The 20,302-nt window shown below is 40.4% G+C and carries 14 protein-coding genes and 3 pseudogenes; 9 read left to right on the top strand and 8 right to left on the bottom strand.

The window, feature by feature from the left end; genetic code table 11:
* Positions 1-2 precede the first annotated feature (2 nt).
* Positions 3-1,241 carry an L-lactate MFS transporter gene (locus QOS06_RS08905; protein WP_003668982.1) on the bottom strand — a complete coding sequence of 413 codons (1,239 nt, stop codon included), beginning with the start codon at positions 1,239-1,241 and terminating at the stop codon, positions 3-5.
* Positions 1,242-1,547: 306 nt separating this feature from the next.
* On the opposite strand from QOS06_RS08905, the gene QOS06_RS08900 reads away from it, so the two are divergent.
* From QOS06_RS08900 to QOS06_RS08885, 4 genes are all read left to right on the top strand, one after another.
* Entirely contained in the window at positions 1,548-2,894 is a 1,347-nt protein-coding gene (locus QOS06_RS08900; RefSeq protein ID WP_283595847.1) for an Eco57I restriction-modification methylase domain-containing protein, read from the top strand.
* Between the two features lie 181 nt (positions 2,895-3,075).
* Entirely contained in the window at positions 3,076-3,489 is a 414-nt protein-coding gene (locus QOS06_RS08895) for a TaqI-like C-terminal specificity domain-containing protein (RefSeq protein WP_229308863.1), read from the top strand.
* A 266-nt stretch (positions 3,490-3,755) separates the two neighbouring features.
* A complete protein-coding gene (locus QOS06_RS08890) occupies positions 3,756-5,102 on the top strand; it encodes an SLC45 family MFS transporter (protein ID WP_085680457.1) in 1,347 nt (448 codons plus the stop codon).
* Positions 5,102-6,868 (top strand): glycoside hydrolase family 13 protein, encoded by a 1,767-nt coding sequence (locus QOS06_RS08885; protein ID WP_283595845.1) that lies wholly within the window; start codon positions 5,102-5,104, stop codon positions 6,866-6,868. Before QOS06_RS08890 ends, QOS06_RS08885 begins: the two co-directional genes overlap by 1 nt.
* A gap of 240 nt (positions 6,869-7,108) precedes the next feature.
* Here QOS06_RS08885 and add read toward each other — a convergent pair whose 3' ends face one another.
* On the bottom strand, positions 7,109-8,125 hold the full coding sequence (gene add, locus QOS06_RS08880; RefSeq protein ID WP_102816172.1) for an adenosine deaminase: 1,017 nt from the start codon (positions 8,123-8,125) through the stop codon (positions 7,109-7,111).
* 157 nt (positions 8,126-8,282) lie between these two features.
* On the opposite strand from add, the gene QOS06_RS08875 reads away from it, so the two are divergent.
* From QOS06_RS08875 to QOS06_RS08860, 4 genes are all read left to right on the top strand, one after another.
* A complete protein-coding gene (locus QOS06_RS08875; protein ID WP_273779978.1) occupies positions 8,283-9,620 on the top strand; it encodes an NCS2 family permease in 1,338 nt (445 codons plus the stop codon).
* 18 nt (positions 9,621-9,638) lie between these two features.
* Positions 9,639-11,405 carry an adenine deaminase gene (locus QOS06_RS08870; RefSeq protein ID WP_283595843.1) on the top strand — a complete coding sequence of 589 codons (1,767 nt, stop codon included), beginning with the start codon at positions 9,639-9,641 and terminating at the stop codon, positions 11,403-11,405.
* Positions 11,406-11,599: 194 nt separating this feature from the next.
* Positions 11,600-12,199, top strand: coding sequence for a helix-turn-helix domain-containing protein (locus QOS06_RS08865; RefSeq protein ID WP_152701556.1), 600 nt, complete (start codon positions 11,600-11,602; stop codon positions 12,197-12,199).
* Complete coding sequence (locus QOS06_RS08860) at positions 12,136-13,044, top strand: IS3 family transposase (RefSeq protein WP_283595857.1); 909 nt, start codon at positions 12,136-12,138, stop codon at positions 13,042-13,044. Before QOS06_RS08865 ends, QOS06_RS08860 begins: the two co-directional genes overlap by 64 nt.
* Before the next feature lie 41 nt (positions 13,045-13,085).
* Here QOS06_RS08860 and QOS06_RS08855 read toward each other — a convergent pair.
* From QOS06_RS08855 to QOS06_RS08840, 4 genes and pseudogenes are all read right to left on the bottom strand, one after another.
* Positions 13,086-13,643 (bottom strand): annotated as a pseudogene (locus tag QOS06_RS08855) (type IIL restriction-modification enzyme MmeI); the annotation flags it as partial.
* An 8-nt stretch (positions 13,644-13,651) separates the two neighbouring features.
* Positions 13,652-14,257 (bottom strand): hypothetical protein, encoded by a 606-nt coding sequence (locus tag QOS06_RS08850; protein ID WP_152743207.1) that lies wholly within the window; start codon positions 14,255-14,257, stop codon positions 13,652-13,654.
* Positions 14,254-14,994, bottom strand: coding sequence for a hypothetical protein (locus QOS06_RS08845; protein WP_152743208.1), 741 nt, complete (start codon positions 14,992-14,994; stop codon positions 14,254-14,256). Before QOS06_RS08845 ends, QOS06_RS08850 begins: the two co-directional genes overlap by 4 nt.
* A 288-nt stretch (positions 14,995-15,282) precedes the next feature.
* Complete coding sequence (locus QOS06_RS08840; RefSeq protein ID WP_225358451.1) at positions 15,283-16,017, bottom strand: site-specific integrase; 735 nt, start codon at positions 16,015-16,017, stop codon at positions 15,283-15,285.
* Positions 16,018-16,278: 261 nt separating this feature from the next.
* Between QOS06_RS08840 and QOS06_RS08835 the strand changes: the two are divergent.
* Positions 16,279-17,203 (top strand): annotated as a pseudogene (locus tag QOS06_RS08835) (IS30 family transposase).
* 43 nt (positions 17,204-17,246) lie between these two features.
* Here the strand turns inward: QOS06_RS08835 and istA are convergent.
* Both istA and QOS06_RS08825 read right to left on the bottom strand, forming a co-directional pair.
* A pseudogene (gene istA, locus QOS06_RS08830) lies at positions 17,247-18,470 on the bottom strand (IS21 family transposase).
* Between the two features lie 454 nt (positions 18,471-18,924).
* Positions 18,925-20,302: DUF1542 domain-containing protein (locus QOS06_RS08825; RefSeq protein WP_283595841.1), on the bottom strand; the 1,378-nt coding region annotated here is incomplete at its 5' end.

Genomic DNA, 20,302 nt, shown 5'->3' with positions numbered 1-20,302 from the left:
GGTTATTTTATAACGAGTTTCGTTTGCCGATTAGTAATGAAATCACGTTGAATCAAAAGAGAAACAATCATTGCTAAAGCATCAATAATTATGAAAACAATTAAGGTGACATAGTAATTGTGGAGAACTTGGTGTGTGTAAGAAAGAAGAAGGGGGCCCACCATCCCAGCAATTGCCCAGGCAGTTAAGATATAGCCATGAATAGCTCCAAGTTCTTTTGTCCCAAAAACGTCACCGAGATATGCCGGAATCACAGAGAATCCCGCCCCATAACAAGACATTAATAAGCACAACGCTAATGCAAAGATAAATGGCGCCTTAAATAAAAGAAGAACAAAGAGCATCACAATATCAAGAACAAAAATCAAACTATAGGTAAGTGGCCGGCCAATAAAATCTGATAAAGTTGCCCAAGCTAGACGACCAAAACCATTAAATAGACCAATGATACCAACCATTACGGCAGCCGCACTCGCTGTCATTGTCGTCATGTCCTGGGCCATTGGTGAAGCAGCTGAAACTAGCCCAATTCCGGTAGTGATATTAATAAAAAACATAAACCATAGGAAGGCAAATGTCCGTGTCCGCAAAGCCTGATTAGCAGTTAATTCGCGACCAGTCAAACTTATCCGTTCAGCATTCTTAGCAATCGCTGGAGGGAGTTCATGTGATCGTGGCTTCTTGATAAATTGGGCAGCAACCAGCATTACAACAAAATAAAAGCCTCCGAGAATGTAGAAGGTATTTACAACGCCAACGTTCGCCATTAAACTTTGCGCAATTGGCCCCGTAAGCATCGCTGCAAAACCAAAGCCCATAATTGCTAAACCAGTAGCTAGTCCCCGCTTATCGGGAAACCAACGCACGATAGTAGAAACAGGGGTTACATATCCTGACCCTAGTCCTAAGCCACCTATTACTCCATATGCGACATATAATAACCATAATTGATGAGACTGAATCGCTAATCCCGTTAAGGCAATCCCACTCCCATAGCAAATGCTTGAAATAGTTCCAGTAACTGTTGGCCCAAATTTTTCTACTAAACGCCCCATAAAGGCAGCTGACATCCCCAAGCAAAAGATAGCTAAGCTAAATGCAAACGATACTGAAGTTTCCTTCCAGCCTGTATATCCAGAGATTGGTTTGGTAAACACACTCCATGCATAGACACTACCAATCATCAAATGCAAAATTACTCCTGCAATAGCTACTCCATAACGATTTCTTGTTTTCGGCATCTTCACTACTCCTTCTCTACATAATTTACGAACTTTTTTCATAAATTAAGCTCTATAAGTTCGTCTATTTAAAAATATCATAGAGCAACTAACTTATCAATAAGAAAAAAACGAACAATCTAATTTAGCGATAGCATTTATTACTGCTTGAAACTTACCTTTAATAGCAAAAAACACCCAGCTTTTACACTGGATGTTTCTCATTGGCAAATATGTTGTTTTTAATTGAGTTGACTTAGTTTTAAAACTACCAAAGTACCATCATATCGCAGTTCCAACTCTAAGTTACATTATATAATTCTATTCGTGCTTAATGAATTAATCGCAATCAAATCTCAACTAAGAGTGTTGTTTGATGCCAATGGGAAAATCTTAAATGACGTGCAATGTTTAGTTGTAAACGATGAGTTAATCGTGCAAGACATAAATGGTGATCGCTTTAAATATAGTACGAAGGAGCCTGGAACCCTAAGGATCCAAAAAGCACTTTTCAACCAGAAGCGTACTATAATTGAAAATTGCCTTTATGGCGTTGATATAAATCCTAACTCTGTAAATATCTGCCGATTGCGTCTCTGGACCGAGCTCTTAAAAGATGCCTATTATTCAGAAACCGGTAGCTTAACTACTCTACCTAACATTGACATCAACATTAAAGTCGGTGATAGTTTAATCCGTCGCTTTGATTTAAACGCTCACTTCGATATGCGGAGAAATAACTTTAAAGACTATTTGTCATTAGTTAAGAAGTACAAGAACACTAGTAACAAAACTGTTAAGGCTGATATTAACAAAGAAATTCAAAACATAAAGAATAAATTCTTTGGCAGTTTTAAAACCCCTGCTGGAGAGAGGCTTGACCGTGCGCAAGCTAGAATGAATAAAGTTGGACAGGGCAATTTATTCCACGAAACCAACCTTGAAGAATTTAAAGAATTAAAAGCCAAGGCTAAAAAGGCTCAGGAAGCATACGAAAAAGCAAAAAACAGTCCAGTATTTAATCATAGCATGGAATGGCGAATGGAATTTCCAGAAGTCTTAGATAGTAATGGTGATTTTGTGGGCTGGGATCTTGTAATTGCTAATCCGCCATACATCTTTGCAAGAAACCAGTCTTTTGATGATTACACGAAGCAATACTATTTAAGTCATTACACAGTTGATGAGTATCAGGCAAATACCTATACCTTGTTTATGGAGCTTGGATACAATTTGCTAAAACAAGGCAGTACTTTTGCTTGCATCATCCCGAACAATATGCTGGCTATTCATAGTAATCAGAAAATACGTGACTTCCTAATTAACAAAACGGGGCAACTTGAGATTATTAACTCCATGGACAAGCTTTTTACCGACGCCAATGTTGATAATTGCTTGGTATTCTTAAAAAAAGAATGTCCAGATACCATTACTGTGGGAGAGTTAGATCATGGAGAATACAAATTATTTGGCACTGTCCCTAGTGATTTCTTTGGGAACGAAAAACCTATCTTTAGTATTTCTATGGTGAAATACAAGGCTACCATAGATGCTTTTTGGAAGATGAACTTAAGTAAAGCTCTTAGTAACTATGCTGATGTAAAAACGGGAATAAAAGCATATCAGGTAGGCAAGGGTCTTTCCAAGTTGCACCCAGGTTCCAAAAATGACTAAAGAAGATAGAGTCGGTCGCGTGTATCATAGTAAAACTAAAATTGACAGTTATTATTTACCGTATATAAACGGCAATAATGTTCAACGATATTATTTAAAACCAAGTACAGAATATATACAGTAAACCGATGGACTAGCAGAACCACGTAGATCAACCAATTTTACAGAACCCAGAATCTTAGTGCGCCAAATACCAAATAAAAATGAATACGCAATTGATGGAGCGTTTGCTGATACAACCATCATCAATGATATTAATTCGATGATAGTTGAAAATACTAAGGGCATTGACATCCTTGCTATCCTTGGAATTCTTAACTCCAAGCCAATAACTTTATGGTTTCTAATGAAATTTGATAAGTTTCAGCGTAGACTTTTTCCTCAGTTTAAGGTTAATGAATTGGCACAATTTCCTATTCCAGAGTTGACCGATGATGCCGAGAAAGAACTCTCTACATTAGTATCTGAAGCAATGGATAAAAGAAAACACGGGCAAAATATTTCCAAAGAGAATGACCGCATAGATGAACTGGTAATGAGTGCTTTCAATTTAGACGAAAGCGAAAAACAGTCCATTAGAGACTTCAAGTTTTGACCAGGTAAAACCAATATTTTATAAAGATATGATTATTAATCCTGTATTCAGAAATTTGGAATAATAATAAAATTTAAATGGATTGTCAGTTTACCTTAAAAAAGCAAATGTGCGGTAAGAATTTAGGGAGTCCAAGGGACCGTCAACTTTTAAAAGTAAGCGGTTTCTAATAATTTTGTGCAAGCGGTTGCAATAGGCGGCCGATAGCAGCACTATGTAAGCGTAATCATTATAGACTTATTAATTATCGATGGAGGTACTATTATATGAGCGAGAAAAAGTTAAATAAAAATTTGCCGTCCCTCGCGTTTTCAGTATTAATGCTGATGACGTTTGGGAACCTGGGGACTTCGATGGCCTTTGCTTTGCAGAGTGCTAACATGGGGCGGATCTTCCAAACCCTGGGGGCGGACCCAACCAAGCTAGGATGGTTTTTCATCCTGCCGCCATTAGCAGGGATGGTTGTTCAACCACTGGTCGGCTACTTTTCCGATCGGACCTGGATTCCTAAAATTGGGCGGCGGCTCCCTTACTTGATTTTAGGGACGATTGTGGCTGTCATTGTGATGTGCCTGTTGCCGAATTCCGGCTCGTTTGGTTTCAAGACTTCGACTGCGCTATGGTTCGGCGCGGTAGCCATCCTATTTATGGACCTGTCTTCGAATATGTCGATGCAGCCATTCAAGATGATGATTTCTGACATGGTAAACGATGAACAAAAGGACCAGGCTTGGTCATGGCAGACGATTTGGGGAAACATCGGGTCCGTTGCCGCTGACCTCTTCCCGTTTTTCTTGACCTGGATTGGGGTTAAGAATATTGCAGCTAAGGGTGAATTACCAGATTCTGTTAAGTGGTCATTCTATATTGGAGCTGCGATTTTAGTTGTTTCATCAATCTTTACTATTTGGAAAGTTGACGAATATGACCCAGAGACTTATGCCAAGTACCACGGCTTAGACCAAAATGCTAATATTAGTGAAAACTTCTTCACAATTGTTAAACACGCGCCCAAGGTTTTCTGGACGCTGGGAATTGTTGAATTCTTCTCTTGGGCTGGTTTCCAATACCTGTGGACTTATGGTGCAGGGACGGTGGCCCAAAACATCTGGCACACTACGAATGCTTCTAGCGCTGCTTACCAAGCTGCCGGAAACTGGTTTGGTGTCCTGTCTGCTGTTGAAGTCGGGGTAGCAATTATTTACGGATTGGTTTTGCAAAAGCTGAATGACCGAATTCGGAAACCTGCCTACGCCTTAGGAATGGTCCTGGGTGCCCTCGGCTTCTGGGGCTTATCTGTTGCGCCGACTAAGCTATTATCGTTCGTTGCTTTTATTGGTATCGGGATGTGCTGGGTTACGATCAACTCCATCCCGTTCACTATCCTGACGAATGCCCTGGATGGTAAGCATGATGGTACTTACATGGGGTTATTCAACTGCTGGATCTGCTTCCCACAGATTGTTGCTTCTGTTTGCTCCTTTGCTCTTTATCCGTTATTGGGCAACTACATTCCACACATGCTGGTCGTATCTGCTGTCCTAGCACTGATTGGGGCATTTGCGGTTTACGTTGTCAAGGAAACCTCTGTTGAAAAAGGAGATATTGAATAATGAATCTTGCTGCTATCTACCACCGGCCGGAAAGCGAAATGGCCTTTCTTTATGACTCTCAGACGATGCATATCCGTTTACGGACTGCTAAAGATGACGTAAAAGCGGTCCAGCTATTGCACGGTGACCCTTACAGTCTTCGCAGCCTGGCGGGAATTAAACCGCCATTTTATACCAAACCGACGCCGATGAAGAAAATCTTGTCAGATGACCTCTATGATTATTGGCAGATTGCGGTTACCGAGCCGAAAAAGCGCTTGGCGTATGCCTTTGACATCACTGGCACTGATGGGACGAGGACGGTTTATACCGACCGGGGCTACCTTCAGCCAGATAACCACGCGGCCTTGAATGATTTAAATACCTACTTTCGGATGCCCTTCTTCCAAGAGATTGATATGTTTCACGCTCCAGAATGGGTAAAGAAAACGGTTTGGTACCAGATTTTCCCCGAGCGCTTTGCCAATGGTGATCAGTCCAACGACCCTGCTGGTACTAAAAAATGGAATGCCAATGACCATCCTGGTCGTCAGGATTTCTATGGCGGTGACTTGCAGGGTGTACTGGACCACCTTGACCACCTTCAAGCATTGGGTGTCAATGGGATCTACTTTAACCCGCTTTTTAAAGCCCCTTCTAACCATAAGTATGATACAGAAGACTATTACCAGATTGACCCTCACTTTGGTGACGCCGCCTTATTTAAGGAAGTGGTTGCCCAGGCTCACAAGCGGGGGATTAAGGTAATGCTAGATGCCGTCTTTAACCATATTGGTGATAAGTCGCCGCAGTGGCAGGACGTCCTTAAAAACGGCCAAAACTCGAAATATGCTGATTGGTTCCATGTTAATAAGTTCCCAGCAACTTACACGCCGACCAAGAACTTTGAATTTACCCCAGATGCAACTTACGATACCTTTGATTACACACCGCATATGCCGAAACTCAATACAGCTAACCCAGCAGTGCAGGATTACTTGTTGGGAATTGCCAAATATTGGATTGAGGAATTTGATATTGATGCTTGGCGGCTGGATGTAGCCAATGAAATTGACCACCACTTCTGGAAGAGGTTCCACCAGGAGACAACGGCCCTCAAACCAGATTTTTATATCCTAGGTGAGATTTGGCATACCTCGCAGGCGTGGCTGAACGGGGACGAATTTAGCGGAGTAATGAACTACAGCTACACCGGTGCTATTTTGGACCACTTCATCAACCACCGGCTTAGTGCGGAACGAATGATTGATCAGCTTAGCAACCAGCTGATGAAGTACCGTGACCAGACTAATCAGATGATGTTTAATGTCTTGGATTCTCATGATACAGCGCGAATTATGACTCAGGCCCACGATAACCGGGACCTAGTCAAGCAAACTTTTGCCTTTACATTCTTGCAGCCTGGAACACCGTCAATTTACTATGGCACCGAGTACGGCATGGATGGAGACAATGATCCGGACTGTCGGAAGCCAATGAACTGGGCGCCAGACGATGATGCTCAAGAAATGCTTGCATATTTTAAGAAGCTAGTCGCATTGCGTCGTGACTATGCTGACCTAATTGCAGGCGAGACAATTGCATTTAATGTCCTGCCAATCGGGGTGGTGGAAGTTTCCCGTACAGGTGCTGGGAAAGTGCTTAAAGGACTCTTTAACACCACGGGCGCACCAGCGGAGTTAGCAACCAGGGGCCAACTGCTTCTTAGTCAGGGAATGCAGGGGCACCAGCTGGCTCCAGACGGTTTTGCGATAACAATTGAATAACGAGTAGCGGGATGACTGGACAGCCAGCCGCTGCATTCTTATCATTAAAATAGCAAAGAGGTCGGGTTATTTCCCGGCCTCTTTTTAGTTATTTAAATTAATTTGATAACATAAGTAGGCGTACAATACCCCTTAGGGTTGACACTTGAAATACTAAAAGTGTCTCAACCCTAAGGGGTATTGTACGTTAGCAACTTAGCCAACTATCGAGCTTCTTCTGTTTTGAGATGATCATCTCAATTAATTATTAGCGACATAGTCATCAAGTTCTTTGAGGTAAAGAGCCTTTTGTTCATCCGAAATCCAACTAGTTTCAAAAGAGTTTCGCGCTAACGTGATTACTTGGTCACGACTCAAATTGAACTTAGTAGCGATTGCGTAATAGTTATCACCAATGTAGCCACCAAAGTATGCTGGGTCATCGGAGTGAATGGAAACCTTCACACCCTTACTCAGTAGTTCAATAACTTCCTTCCCCTTCATTTCAGGGCTAACAAACGAGTTTGAAAGTGGACACGAGGTGAAGCCAATCTTGTTCTTAGCTGCAAAGTCAACCAAGTCCGGATCTTCAACAACATTAGTTCCATGGTCAACTCGTTCTACACCGATAACTTCAAGTAATTCACGAATATGTTCAATCGAGTCCTTTTGGTCAATATCAGCATGGGCTGTTAAGTGGAAACCTTCTGCACTGGCTTTGGTGAATTGGTTAAAGAACTTCATTGGTGGATTATTATGTTCATCAGAATCTAGTCCAACCCCAAGAATCTTATCCTTATACTTCAAGGCTTCCTCTAGCGTTTCGCGTGCGGAGTCGCGAGAAAAGTCACGTAAGAAGCACATAATTAAGCGTGCATCAATATTCAGCGCCCGTGCATCGACCGTTGCCTTGTATAAGCCATCAATGACCGTCTTGAATGCAATTCCTCGTGAAGTATGAGCCTGTGGGTCAAAGAAGATTTCAACGTGCCGAACATTATTCTTTGCTGCTCGATGGAGGTAGTCCATTGCTAAGTCATAGAAATCTTGTTCAGTTTGTAAAACATTCATTGCCGGATAGTAAACAGCTAAGAAGGAAGCCAAATCATCATATTGATATGATTGGCGAACTTCTTCAATTGTTGATTGACCAATATCAACATGGTTGCGCTTGGCTAATTTGAGTTTCAATTCTGGCTCCAATGTTCCTTCAATATGAACATGAAGTTCAGCTTTAGGTAATCCCTGAGTAAATTCCTTCGTAATTTCTGTAGACATGAACTGTACCTCCAAATTAAAGTTCTTATTTTTACGACGCTGACGCTATTGTATCATTAAAAAATTCGTTTTCAAGCATTTTTACGAACAAATTCCCTTGATTTTCATTTTATTGTGTGCAATAATCCACACATAATGATTCAAGGGAGTGTAAGTTGTGAGCAAAAAACGAACATTATCTGGAGGGATTGATCGTGCCTTCCACATCACAGAGAGTGGTTCCTCAATCAAGCGGGAATTTTTAGCAGGTTTAACAACCTTCGTTTCAATGGCATATATTCTCTTTGTTAACCCATCTATTTTGGGTGATGCAGGAATGGATAAAGGGGCGGTCTTTACTGCCACTGCCCTATCTGCTATTTTAGGTTCATTATTAATGGGGATTCTTGCTAACTACCCGATCGCCATTGCTCCAGGTTTAGGTGATAACGCCTTCTTCACATATTCAGTGGTCATTGCCATGGGAATTCCTTGGGAGGATGCCATGGCCGGTGTTCTGATAGCCGCTGTGCTCTTCACTATCTTGTCATTCCTTAAAGTTCGGGAAATTGTCATTGACGCAATTCCACAGGATTTGAAATATGCGATGGCTGCCGGAATTGGGATTTTTATTTCATTTGTTGGTTTACAAGGTGGGGGCTTAATCATTGCTAATAAGTCTTCATTAGTTGGCATTGGTTCCTTTACCGTGCCAACGGTTTGGTTAACGATCTTCGGAATTTTTGTTATCGCAATCTTGATGGCTAAAAAGGTGCCTGGTGCGATCTTTATTGGTTTAGTTGCGACAACTATTCTGGGTCTTTTGACTGGTTTGATTAAGGCTCCACACCACATCATTTCAATGGCCCCAAGTCTGAAACCAACATTCGGTGTCGGGCTAGAACACCTTTCCGTAATGACTGATCCTAAAATGTGGGCGGTTGTCCTGATCTTCTTAATTGTTGCCTTCTTTGATACTGCCGGTACCTTGATCGGTTTGGCGCAACAAGCTGGCATTATGAAGGGTAATAAGATGCCGCACATTGGTCGCGCTTTGATGGCAGACTCACTTTCAATGCTTGGTGGTGCTTTCATGGGGACTACCCCAACTTCTGCCTACGTCGAATCATCAGCCGGAATTGCAATCGGTGGTAAAACTGGTTTCACGGCTGTTGTAGTCGCCTTTTTCTTCCTCTTAAGTATGGTCTTCTCACCTCTGCTGACCGTCGTGACGACCCAAGTTACCGCTGCTGCTTTAATCGTTGTCGGTGTACTGATGGTCTCTGCTTTGCGTGATATTCACTGGGATCAATTTGAAATTGCTTTACCTTCTTTCCTTGTCGTCATTGGCATGCCTTTGACCTACAACATTTCTTATGGGATTGCCTTTGGCTTCTTAACTTACCCAATCTTGATGACTGCTGCTGGTCGGCGAAAAGAAGTCAACGGAATTATGTGGACAATGTTAGTTGTCTTTGTTGTTCTGCTCTATGTTTTGAATATCTTGCCTAAATAAAGTGGAGGCTTACTAATCATGTCAGAAACTAAATTAAGTGAATACATTGATGCTGGTGCTGCTAAATTACCTGCTGACCTGGTCATTACTGGCGGGACATTAATTAATGTTAATACTGGTGAATATTACAAGGCAGATGTAGCCATTTATGACCAACGAATTGTGGCCGTTGAAAAAGATATCACCGATTATATCGGCCCCAACACTAGAAAGGTTGATGCTACCGGTAAGTATCTTGCCCCTGGGCTAATTGATTGTCACATTCACGTTGAATGTAGTAAGTTAAGTATGACCCGATTTGCTCAGGCAGTCTTACCTCATGGGACAACCAGCATCGTCACCGGTTTAGATGAATACATCTCCGTAATCGGCTTAGATGGTTTAAAAGAAATCTTCAATGAAATCGCTCAACTACCATTCAATGTCATCTGGGGACTACCTTATAAGACTCCTTACACCATTCCAAAATCAACTATCTCTTACGATGTCACCGCTAAGGATCATGCTCAAGTGCAAACGGATCCTCGTTGCTTCGGTGTTTGGGAAACGGTTCGTGAATCCGTGGAAACTAAGGATCCAGATACCATGAAAGTACTAGAATTGGCTCATCAAAATCATCAACCCATTTTCGGCTGCTCACCAATGGCACGTGGAAAAGCACTCAATCAATATCTAATGAGTGGTGTTTCCGTCGATCACGAAAGTTACTCTCATGAAGAATTCTTGGAAAAAGCACGGAAAGGTGTCCACACGGTGATTCGTGAATCTGCCGTGACTAAGTTTCTGAATGAAAATATTAAATCAATTACCGAGAATGTTGCTGGGGTTGCTCGGCATACTAGTTTCTGCTCCGACGATGTGAATGCTACCAGTATTCTTTCTGTTGGTCACATCGATCACATGGTTCGATTAGCAATTCAAGCTGGCGTTAGCCCAATGACCGCAATTCAAATGGCCACCATTAATGCTGCTGAAGCGTATCATGTTGATGATCGGCTTGGATCAATTGCTCCTGGCAAACGAGCTGATATTTTACTGGTCGACCATCCTGGAACTTTCAATGTCGAAACTGTCATTAGTCAAGGCCAGTTAGTATTTGACGATGGTCAAGAACAATTTGCTTTTACGGTTCCTGCCCGCTCAAGCGAATTAACGGCAACTGTACATCGTGATCCATTATCAGCAAATGATTTCCAATATCATACTGATCACGCTGATGGTACTGCACTGGTGGAAACGATTAACAGCATTGGCCCCTTCGTTCGGAAACGTCGTGACCTCAAATTGCCTGTTGAAGATGGCATTATTAAGCCTGATGTTGACCAAGACGTGGCCCTAGTTTCTGTGGTTGAGCGGTACGGAATCAACGGTAATATTTCTCACGGTTTTATCTCTAGTTGGTCTTTCAAGAAAGGGGCGATTGCAACCACTGCTGCCCCTGACGACAATAACATGGTTGTCGCTGGTGTGAACTATGACGACATGGCACTAGCTGCGAATAAGTTAATCGAACAAGGTGGTGGCCAAATTGTCGTTGTTGATGGTCAAGTGGTTGCTAACCTACCATTGCCAATTGCTGGGATTTGTTCAGACTTACCTGTTGAAGAATTAGCTCAACAAGAAAAGGCCTTGCAAGAAGGAGCACGGGAGATTGGTTCTAAACTGCCAGACCCTATCTTCTACCTTTCCTTCCTCCCAATCACTGCAATTCCTGATTTAGCCATTACCGATGGCGGAAACGTGGATTACACGCAATTAAAATACTTCAATCCAGTGTTGGATTAGAATAAATAAACGGATCCATCTCCGTACAATACCCCTTAGGGTTGACACTTGAAATAATAAAAGTGTCAGTCCTAGGGGTATTTTGTATTGTAAGTTATTCAACTATTGAGAAACTTAAGCTACTTAGTAAGTATCAAGAATCGGATTACGACCTAACGGTCTTCTCCGATTATCACGGCGTGCGGCCAGCGAATATGAGTAAATGGATCAAACAATTCTTAATGGCTGGATTAGCAGGTCTAATTAGGCCTAAGCATAATCGGAAATACTCATTAGAAACAAAGGTAGCCGCTATCAAAGCTTATCTTTCAAGTGCGTATTCTAACCAGGAACTCCTTCAGCGATACCAAATTAGGAATATTTCTCAACTCCATCAATGGGTTATCAGTTACAATAGTGGCAACCTTACCGTTAATCAGACAACGAGAAAGCGAGCTAGAAGAATGGGACGAAAAGTAACCTTTGATGAAAAGAAGAGTATCGTTCAATGGACGATTGACCATGACAACAACTATAAGGCGGCTGCTGAGAAGTATAACGTTAGTTATCAACGTGTTTATTCTTGGGTACGCAAGTACCAGGAAAACAATGATTGGGCAGTATTGAAGGATAACCGTGGGCGTAACAAGGGTAAAGAACCGACTAATGAATTAGAACGGTTAAGAAAAAGAGTTCGCGAATTAGAGGCTCGAGAGCGTGAACGGGAGGTTCAAATTGCATTTGCAAAAAAATTAGTCGAAATACGCAATCGGGAGGTGGATCGACCGGACGATATCAAGCGATTCAGGAAATGATAGCCGAGGGTTATTCAGTCCGTGAATTAACCAGAGCTGCTGGAGTGTCTAGGCAAGCTTACTACAAGTGGCTTAAACATGATCCAAGTGAACGTGAAATCGAGGAATTGGAACTCCTCAAGTTAATTAAGCAGTTAGAAAATGAACACAAACAAAGTGTTGGTTATGACAAAATGACCAGGTTAATTAATTTGAGTCAGCAAGTTCCCTATAAGGCAAACAAGAAACGGATTATTCGTATCATGCGAAACCATGGTATTAAAGCTGACTATCGTCAACCCAAACATAAGCGTATTCAGGCTCAGCAAACTTATGAAGCTGAAAATATTCTTAAACGACAATTTGATCAAAGAGCAGCTAACCAAGTCCGGGTTACGGATACAACTGAGTTAACGTATGAGATTCGACGCAATAAGGTTCGGCTACACGTAGTATTAGATCTGTATGGGCAATATCCAGTAAGTTGGTTAATTACGCCAACGGAAACGACCAAAGGTGCAATCAAGGTATTTGAACAAGCCAGAGTCAGTGAAGGAGGATTAGCTCCGTTAATCCATACGAATCGTGGTTCAGCATACATATCAAAAGCATTTAATCAATACTTGGCCATTAATGGCACATGTCATAGTTACTCTGCACCAGGTACTCCAGCTGATAATGTAGTAATAGAACATTGGTGGGCAGATTTTAAGGCAATATGGATAGCTCACCTACCTAAAGCACAGACATTAACAGAATTAGAGCAACAAGTTGAAACAGGCATTACATACTTCACTGAAGAATTTATCTCAGCGAAAAGAAACGACCTTACCGCAGCAGAATATCGCTTTGGCAAGGCCAGCTAATTTTCATTATTTAAAGTGTCAACTTGACAGGGCACAGTACCATCAGTATCTTCAGCAAACAGACAGAAAAGGACTCGAATCAGAAATAAATTTAATCCATGACGACTAGTATCTGGATTATCCTTAACTACAATATCGTATAGTTTGGCAAAGCGTTCGGCAGCCCGAATGTCGGCTGGATTTTCCTTATCAAAGTCAGCTTTTTCAATTCCATTCCATGCAAGGAAAAATTCGAACTTCTGTGGTATCCGCTCAAATTCAACATCAAGCGTGTCACCGGTTTTGGTATCTTCAGCAAGGACATTCTTAAAATCAGTCACCATAATATAACGTGGCTTAGCACCAAGTTGCTCTACTTTTTATTTTAGATCAGCAAAGTTCTGCATCAAATTATCATCTGCAGCGACTTGCTGATAATATAGCCGATTCTTCAGGTAAACTGCCCCTGGTTCCTTTGCTAGATTATTGGTTCCCTTCCGTAACTTAGTGATTGTTGCCTTAGGAAAGTCATACACACTTAAAAAGTCGTAAATAAATTCATCACGGTTATTTGGGTTAATAATATCTGTAATTCGATCTTCAATTTCTGTTATTACCATTCCCCTGATTAAATAGTTGTCCCATATTTTATAATTACGGTCTCCGCTATTGCTTTCATAAGTGGGACTTCCTTTTTTAGAGACTCGTCATCGATTAACGAATTAAAATGGTTTTCCCCTTCTTTGTTGTGAACTAAGCAATTCCTAACCGCATATAATCTACTAGCCATTTTCCCATAAACTTTATCGCTATTTTTAAGATTATTAATACTAAATTTTATTTGATTAGGCTCAGATGTATTTTTAAGGAAAGATGGTATCTCATCGCGATAATAATTAATCAGTTTATCAGGAAGCGACTTTTTTAAATCATCATATTTAACATACTGATTTAAGACCATCCTTAACGAATTTACTTCTTTATCATTTTTCCTATTCAAATCAGCAATTAGACGGGATAACTCCAAAACATCACTTTTATCAGTATAGGAAAACTTAGGACTTGCAATTTTTTCTTGTACTTCCTCAAAAAGTAATTCATTTGGAACATAATTGAAGAGATATTCTGCAACTTGATAGTAATTAATAAATTGTACTAATGGATCATCATGCCAGTTTCCAGCTGTATAGATTTCCAACATATCATGGTTATAAACCATATGTGGAGCAGTCATGCGCTTTCCATTAATTTTTTCATGTTATTACTATCAGTGATAGCAATTAATGGATGTTCCAAATATCTCAAACTGAACCCATGAAAATTTGCAAGATTCACATTAAACATTGCTGACTCAGCCATTTTTTTGTATTTTTTAATATTATTTGATATGTTAGCCTTCTCACTATCATCATTAGGTTCTATTTTAATTGCCATTAAGTATTGCTTAACACTTCTTTGCAACAACGAGTCAACAATATTATACAAATTTATTTCTTTATCAAATAAATCTATTGCTGTTCCAGAATCGTTGAATATTCCCATATAAAAGGAATTCGTAAAAATATTTTGAACAATAAAATTAGTGTCTAAAGTAACCTCTTTCAAAAACTTAAAAAACAGGCCTAAAGATATTTGTGACAAGCCATATTTATATTTGTTCTGTTCTGTAAAAGGAATATCCTCCGGCCAAGCAAATGGAGCTAAAGAAGGCCGATACTTTTCCCTGGCTATAACTGTATATTCAATATGATCCGAACAATAATAAACACCATTCACACTATGAAATTTATGTATTTGATCGTTAACAAAAGCAATTATTTCTGCTTTTGTTATTTTAACTTCTTGTTTATCGTTTATCTTTTTAATATTTACGGTAATCTGATTATCAATTGAATTATCATTCTCTATGGCAACATGTTTTAAGGCTTTCCACAAAATATTAACTATGTCTTTTTCAGTTGTAGTGTTCATTATTTGTTCCTCTTCTCAACCGTTAAATTATTCATTTTAATTATACAAAAAAGCACCCAGTCTTACACTGGATGCTTCCACCGTGGCAAACATTTTGGCAAACAAACATGTTATTTTTACTGAGTTGGTTTAGTTTTAAGACTGCCAAAATGCCGTTATATCGCGTTTCCAACTCTAAGTAACATTATCGTTCTATTCATACTCAAATGATGATGCCTGCACCAAGCCCTATAATGAGGCTGTTTCAAAGCATTATTATTCATTTTGGTAGGGTTTTGGTAGGGAACCTTATTTCGTAGAATGAATATTTTGATTGCCTGTGAATCGTAGTCGATTTTCTTTCGCTGGTTGAAACTTAATATTACCTTCCATTTCATCCGCGATTGTTTCATCATTCCGTGGCCAAAGATGAGCATAATACTTTAATGTAATCTCAGGACTAGAATGACCAAGCCGACGTGATACTGTTAACACATCAGTATTAAACTCGTTGATAAGGTAACTAACGTGACTATGACGCAATCCCTTTGCCTGAATCGGTTTTACCCCAGCTAGTTTAGCGAAACGCTTCACTATTAATGGAATCGTTGTTCTACTCATCGGCGTATCATCATACGACATAATAAAGTTGTGAACCCCGTGCTTCTCTTGGTCTTTTCGCCAATTTTTTAAGACACGAATTGTATCATTGTCTAATGAAATAGTTCGGATTCCATTAATGGTCTTAGTATAAGGTTTGATTACATAGTCATGCTTGTTCTTCATTTCAAGTGTCTTATGAATCTTCAAACGATGCCGCTTAAAATCAACATCATCATAAGTTAAAGCTAAGCCCTCACTAACCCGCATTCCGCAGGTAAAGTAAAGATACAAAATTACAAAATACATATGTTGATAATAATCTTGGGTATAGATTACTGACAAAACCTTTTCAAACTCAGTCTTGGTCCAAAAGGCAACGGTCGTTTTTCCCTTATTAATCGCTTTTGTCTTTCGCGATGGATTCTTAACTAGAAAATCCATTCTCACCGCATAATCTAAAGTATTGCGAAACAAACAATATACTAAACTGGCAAAGCCTTGTGAATACCCACTTTTACCAAGTAGGTACACTCGAAACTTTTCACAATCTACGGCTCTAATTTCTCGAAGCTTTTTATTGCCAAACCACTTTTTTAAATGTGGCAGATTGTAAAATTTAAGTTGAACATTTAAGTGGACAGAAAAAACCATCAAGGTCTTTAATGGTGTTACCACAACATTCCATTAGAAAGAAGGACCTTAATGGGCACCACTATTTTATCATTCCAGAACCGTGTTGTCATTGAAACGCTTCATAATGAAGGACGTTCCTTGCAATACATAGCTAACTACTTAGGCTTTAGTAAGACCACCATCTTTAACGAACTTCACCGGCTAAATAGTGAGTACCAGGCTGAGCTAGCACAAACTGACTTTGAACGCAAGGTTAGTCAACGGGGGGCGGAAGTCTTCGCTCACTAAAAACCTTAAACACTTGGTCGAGGAAAAGATTCAAGTCCAGAAGTGGTCCCCTGAACAAGTTGCCCATGTAGTTGGAATTGCCTACAAGACGGTCTATAACTGGATTGATCAAGGATGGCTTGATGTACAGTTACCCGATTTGCCTGATCATGGAATTCGTCGTCATCGTGTTAAAGAAAAGCGTGGTACGTTCAGTCACGGCCGCTCCATTGAGGAGCGTTCTCATAAAGTCGAAACTCGCCAGGAATTCGGCCACTTTGAAGCTGATACCGTACTTTCTGGCAAACGTAAAGGTCAAGCTGTGGCTACTTTTGTGGAGCGTAAGAGTCGCCTGACAATTGTTAAACAGCTCCATGGTCGCGACAGTCAGTCCATGACTCAGGCCGTACTTGAACTAGCTAGTCAACTTCAAGACAAGCTCAAGGCGCTTACCGTAGATCATGGTAAAGAGTTCGCTAACTACCAGGCAATTGAGCAGCGAACTGGTACTCCGGTTTATTTTGCCCATGCTTATTCACCACATGAACGCGGTAGTAATGAGAACCGTAATCGAGTTTTGCGACGGTTTATTCCCAAGGGACAAGCCATTGAAGAACTAAGTGATTACCAACTGGTTCAAATCAATTGGTATCTGAATTCACGGCCACTTAAATGTCTTAATTGGCATACACCAATCGAGATCTTCTTGCTTAATCTACATTACTAAATTCGTTCAAGTTATTTCTTGCAATCTGCCATACTGATTCATTTTACTCCCCAATCTGATCATAAATACTGAGGTTATTAAGCATATACTGGTCAATTTCTTCGTCTGTTTTATCTTCCATCAAATCACTTTTTAGAATGGCGTGTTTGTCGTGTGGATCATAATTAAACTGCTTATTGGTTAAATCATGTTTCTGGATTTCAACGCCTTGATAGAAAATATGAATAGCTTTACCATCAGTAGCTGGTTTAATTTCAACCTATTTTCCGATATAATTAGGGGAAACAGAGTATTGATGGTTTTGAAATCTAATCATTGAATCTCGCGATACTTTTCTAGTTTGGACGCTGTCGAAGTACCTTGTGAGATCGTAATTGAGAGACTGGAAATGCTCTTTTTCTTTTGCCCATAATTCAACTGGCTTCTGGTTATTACTTTGCGACTTCTCATGGTTAAGTCGTTGAGCTAATCGATTAACGATATCGTTCAAGTCATTGATGGTACTGAACTCGCCATCATAAGGTTTTAATCTTCCCATCGTTCTTGCCAAGGCCTCAACACAACCTTTGGTTTGTGGCCTAAATGGTCGACAAGCGTTTGGGTGAAAGCCCGCATCATGACTAAATGATAGGAATCGTTCATTAAAGCGATGATGATGGAAGTCATTCAATTTATGGTCAACGACAGCTGACATATTATCAAACCAAATTTCTTTAGGAATTCCACCAGTATCCTTAAAGGCTTCAAATAAGCATTTGAATAAAGTATCCTGCTTCTGATCTAGAGTTAATCTTAAGAACTTAAATTTTGAATAGGGTAAGACATACAAGAAAATACTGAAAGTATGTGGAACACCGTTTCGGTCAGTCATGGTAACTCGTTCTTTCCAATCGACTTGAGCACTTAAGCCGATCGTATGCTCAACCCTAATCGTTGCTTTCTTAGTTTGCACTTTACGAAACCGACGACAATAGTCTTTGACGATTGTGTATTTACCAGTAAAGCCTTTTTCAACGATAAAGTCATAAATCGATTTGGCAGAACATCCGGCAGTGTATTTATCCTCAATGATATCTTGATATCCGTCTAGCTTACTACGACGGCTTCGTCGCTTCCTAACGACTGTTGTTTCACCACTCTGAGCTCTTAAATATGCCGCTTTTACAGTTCGTGGATCAACACCATATTGTCGTGCAATAGCGGAGTGATTTGGTTTTATCTTCTCTAACACAAAATATCTCATCCTTTCATAAACGTCTTTTCGCATACTCATCACTTCCTCAAAAGATTGATAAAGTGAGTATACAAAAAATGCAGGAAAACCGACAATTTTAAACCGCCGATTTCCTACATTTTACAGCCGCCCTCTACATATCTGTTTGATCACTTACCGAATCGTGAAAACAAAGATCTTGAGGGCTTTTTGCCATGGGCAAAAGAGGTCCAGGCTCAATGTCATATTTAAAATGAGCAAGCGTCATGCGTAACATCAAAACCGATGTCGTGCATGACGCTTTTTTTCAATACGTGTCGTTATTCGGTACTTACCTTACACCGCGCCTAGACGTATCGTTATTGACTGCTTACGTTTGACCAACCTAGCCATCCTTGCGGGGGTTCGAAGACAAACGCCCCAAACCAGCTTGCTAGCCGATTTGGGGCGTTTTTTCTCACTCTCCTTATTTATGTTATGAATTTGCTACGACGGTTTGAGTAGTTGCTTAATCCCGCTTTTTACGGAATCCGGCACTGCCCAACAAACCAACTAAGCCTGCAATGGCTAAGCCAACTAAGCCTGCACCACGTTGTGTTTCGTTACCAGTTTGTGGTAATTGAGTTTTTTCATTACCAGACTGTTGAATAGAACTATGCTTTGTAACGTCACTGGAGTTATCACTTTGAATATGACCAGCTTGGTTACCGTTCCCTTCATTAGTTGCAGAATTATCTTGGTCATCGACTGAATTACTCTTAACAGTAATTCCGTTAATAGCTGCAATTCCATTGTTCTTAGCAGTTTGAACGTCTTCATTAGTGGAAGCACTCCGAACGTTTTCCTTAGCCTGGTTAGCTGCGTTCTGAGCTTGATCAATAAGGCTTTGTTTTTGGTCATCAGTTAAGTTGGTGTTAGCTTTGATTTCTTCAATCTTTTTAGCTAAAGCATTCTCAATTGCCTTGTTGGCAGCATCTTTAGTTGCAGAAGTAGTAGGAACATTAATGTTGTTAATCTTTTCAACACCATTATTCTTGGCAGCTTCAACAACCGCATTAGTAGTAGCGTCATCAATAGCGGCCTTTGCAGCGTCAGCTTCTTGATCTACCAAGTCGTTTAAAGGCTTGGCTTCTTCAGCAGTTAATGGCGCCTTCGCAATTGCGCTCTTCTTATTGTTAAGAGCAGCATCAATTGCAGCCTTTGCACTTACCTTGTCGATTGCGAGCTTACCTGCATCCTTTGCATCTGCAACACCTTGGTTATCAGAAGCTTTCTTGATGTTTTCTTGAGCATCACCAACAGCTGTGTCAATTTGATCCTTTGCTGTTTGCTTTTGATCATCAGTTAAACCTGAAGTTTCATCGATGGCCTTCTTAGCAGCATCAGCTGTGTTATCGAGATCACTATTAGCGTCATTCTTGGTCTTAGAAGATGTTGGAATTTCAACAGCATTAATAGCCTTTTCACCATTGGTTTGCGCTGTCTTAACATCAGCGTCTTTAGTGGCAGCATCAATATTGCCCTTAGCTTTTTGAACTTCCTCAGCAACTTTCTGCTTCAAGGCATCCTTTTCTTCAGCAGTTAAGTTTGAAGCATCGATTGCATCGTCCTTAGTCTTAGCAGCTTGATCGATGGCATTCTTAGCAGCATCCTTAGCAGCATCTTTAGTTGCAGAAGTAGTTGGAACATTAATGTTGTTAATCTTTCCAACACCAGTGTTCTTAGCTGTAGTAACATCAGCGTCTTTAGTGGCAGCATCAATTGCAGCCTTAGCTTTGGTAACTTCATCAGCAACTGTCTGCTGCAAAGCAGCCTTTTCTTCATCAGTTAAGTTTGAAGCATCGATTGCATCGTTCTTAGCCTTAGCAGCTTGATCGATGGCATTC

This window comes from Limosilactobacillus sp. DJ3M12 (genome assembly GCF_947381695.1).
Taxonomy (GTDB): domain Bacteria; phylum Bacillota; class Bacilli; order Lactobacillales; family Lactobacillaceae; genus Limosilactobacillus; species Limosilactobacillus kinnaridis.
Note: the sequence above shows the minus strand (reverse complement) of the source record. Positions and strands in the feature narration are given on the sequence as shown.

What these genes read in the sequence shown, in the direction of transcription:
- QOS06_RS08905 (WP_003668982.1), bottom strand. Translation starts at nt 1,241, where the DNA reads ATGCCGAAAACAAGAAATCGTTATGGAGTAGCTATTGCAGGAGTAATT.
- QOS06_RS08890 (WP_085680457.1), top strand. Translation starts at nt 3,756, where the DNA reads ATGAGCGAGAAAAAGTTAAATAAAAATTTGCCGTCCCTCGCGTTTTCA.
- QOS06_RS08885 (WP_283595845.1), top strand. Translation starts at nt 5,102, where the DNA reads ATGAATCTTGCTGCTATCTACCACCGGCCGGAAAGCGAAATGGCCTTT.
- add (WP_102816172.1), bottom strand. Translation starts at nt 8,125, where the DNA reads ATGTCTACAGAAATTACGAAGGAATTTACTCAGGGATTACCTAAAGCT.
- QOS06_RS08870 (WP_283595843.1), top strand. Translation starts at nt 9,639, where the DNA reads ATGTCAGAAACTAAATTAAGTGAATACATTGATGCTGGTGCTGCTAAA.
- QOS06_RS08865 (WP_152701556.1), top strand. Translation starts at nt 11,600, where the DNA reads ATGAGTAAATGGATCAAACAATTCTTAATGGCTGGATTAGCAGGTCTA.
- QOS06_RS08850 (WP_152743207.1), bottom strand. Translation starts at nt 14,257, where the DNA reads ATGACTGCTCCACATATGGTTTATAACCATGATATGTTGGAAATCTAT.
- QOS06_RS08845 (WP_152743208.1), bottom strand. Translation starts at nt 14,994, where the DNA reads ATGAACACTACAACTGAAAAAGACATAGTTAATATTTTGTGGAAAGCC.
- QOS06_RS08840 (WP_225358451.1), bottom strand. Translation starts at nt 16,017, where the DNA reads ATGGATTTTCTAGTTAAGAATCCATCGCGAAAGACAAAAGCGATTAAT.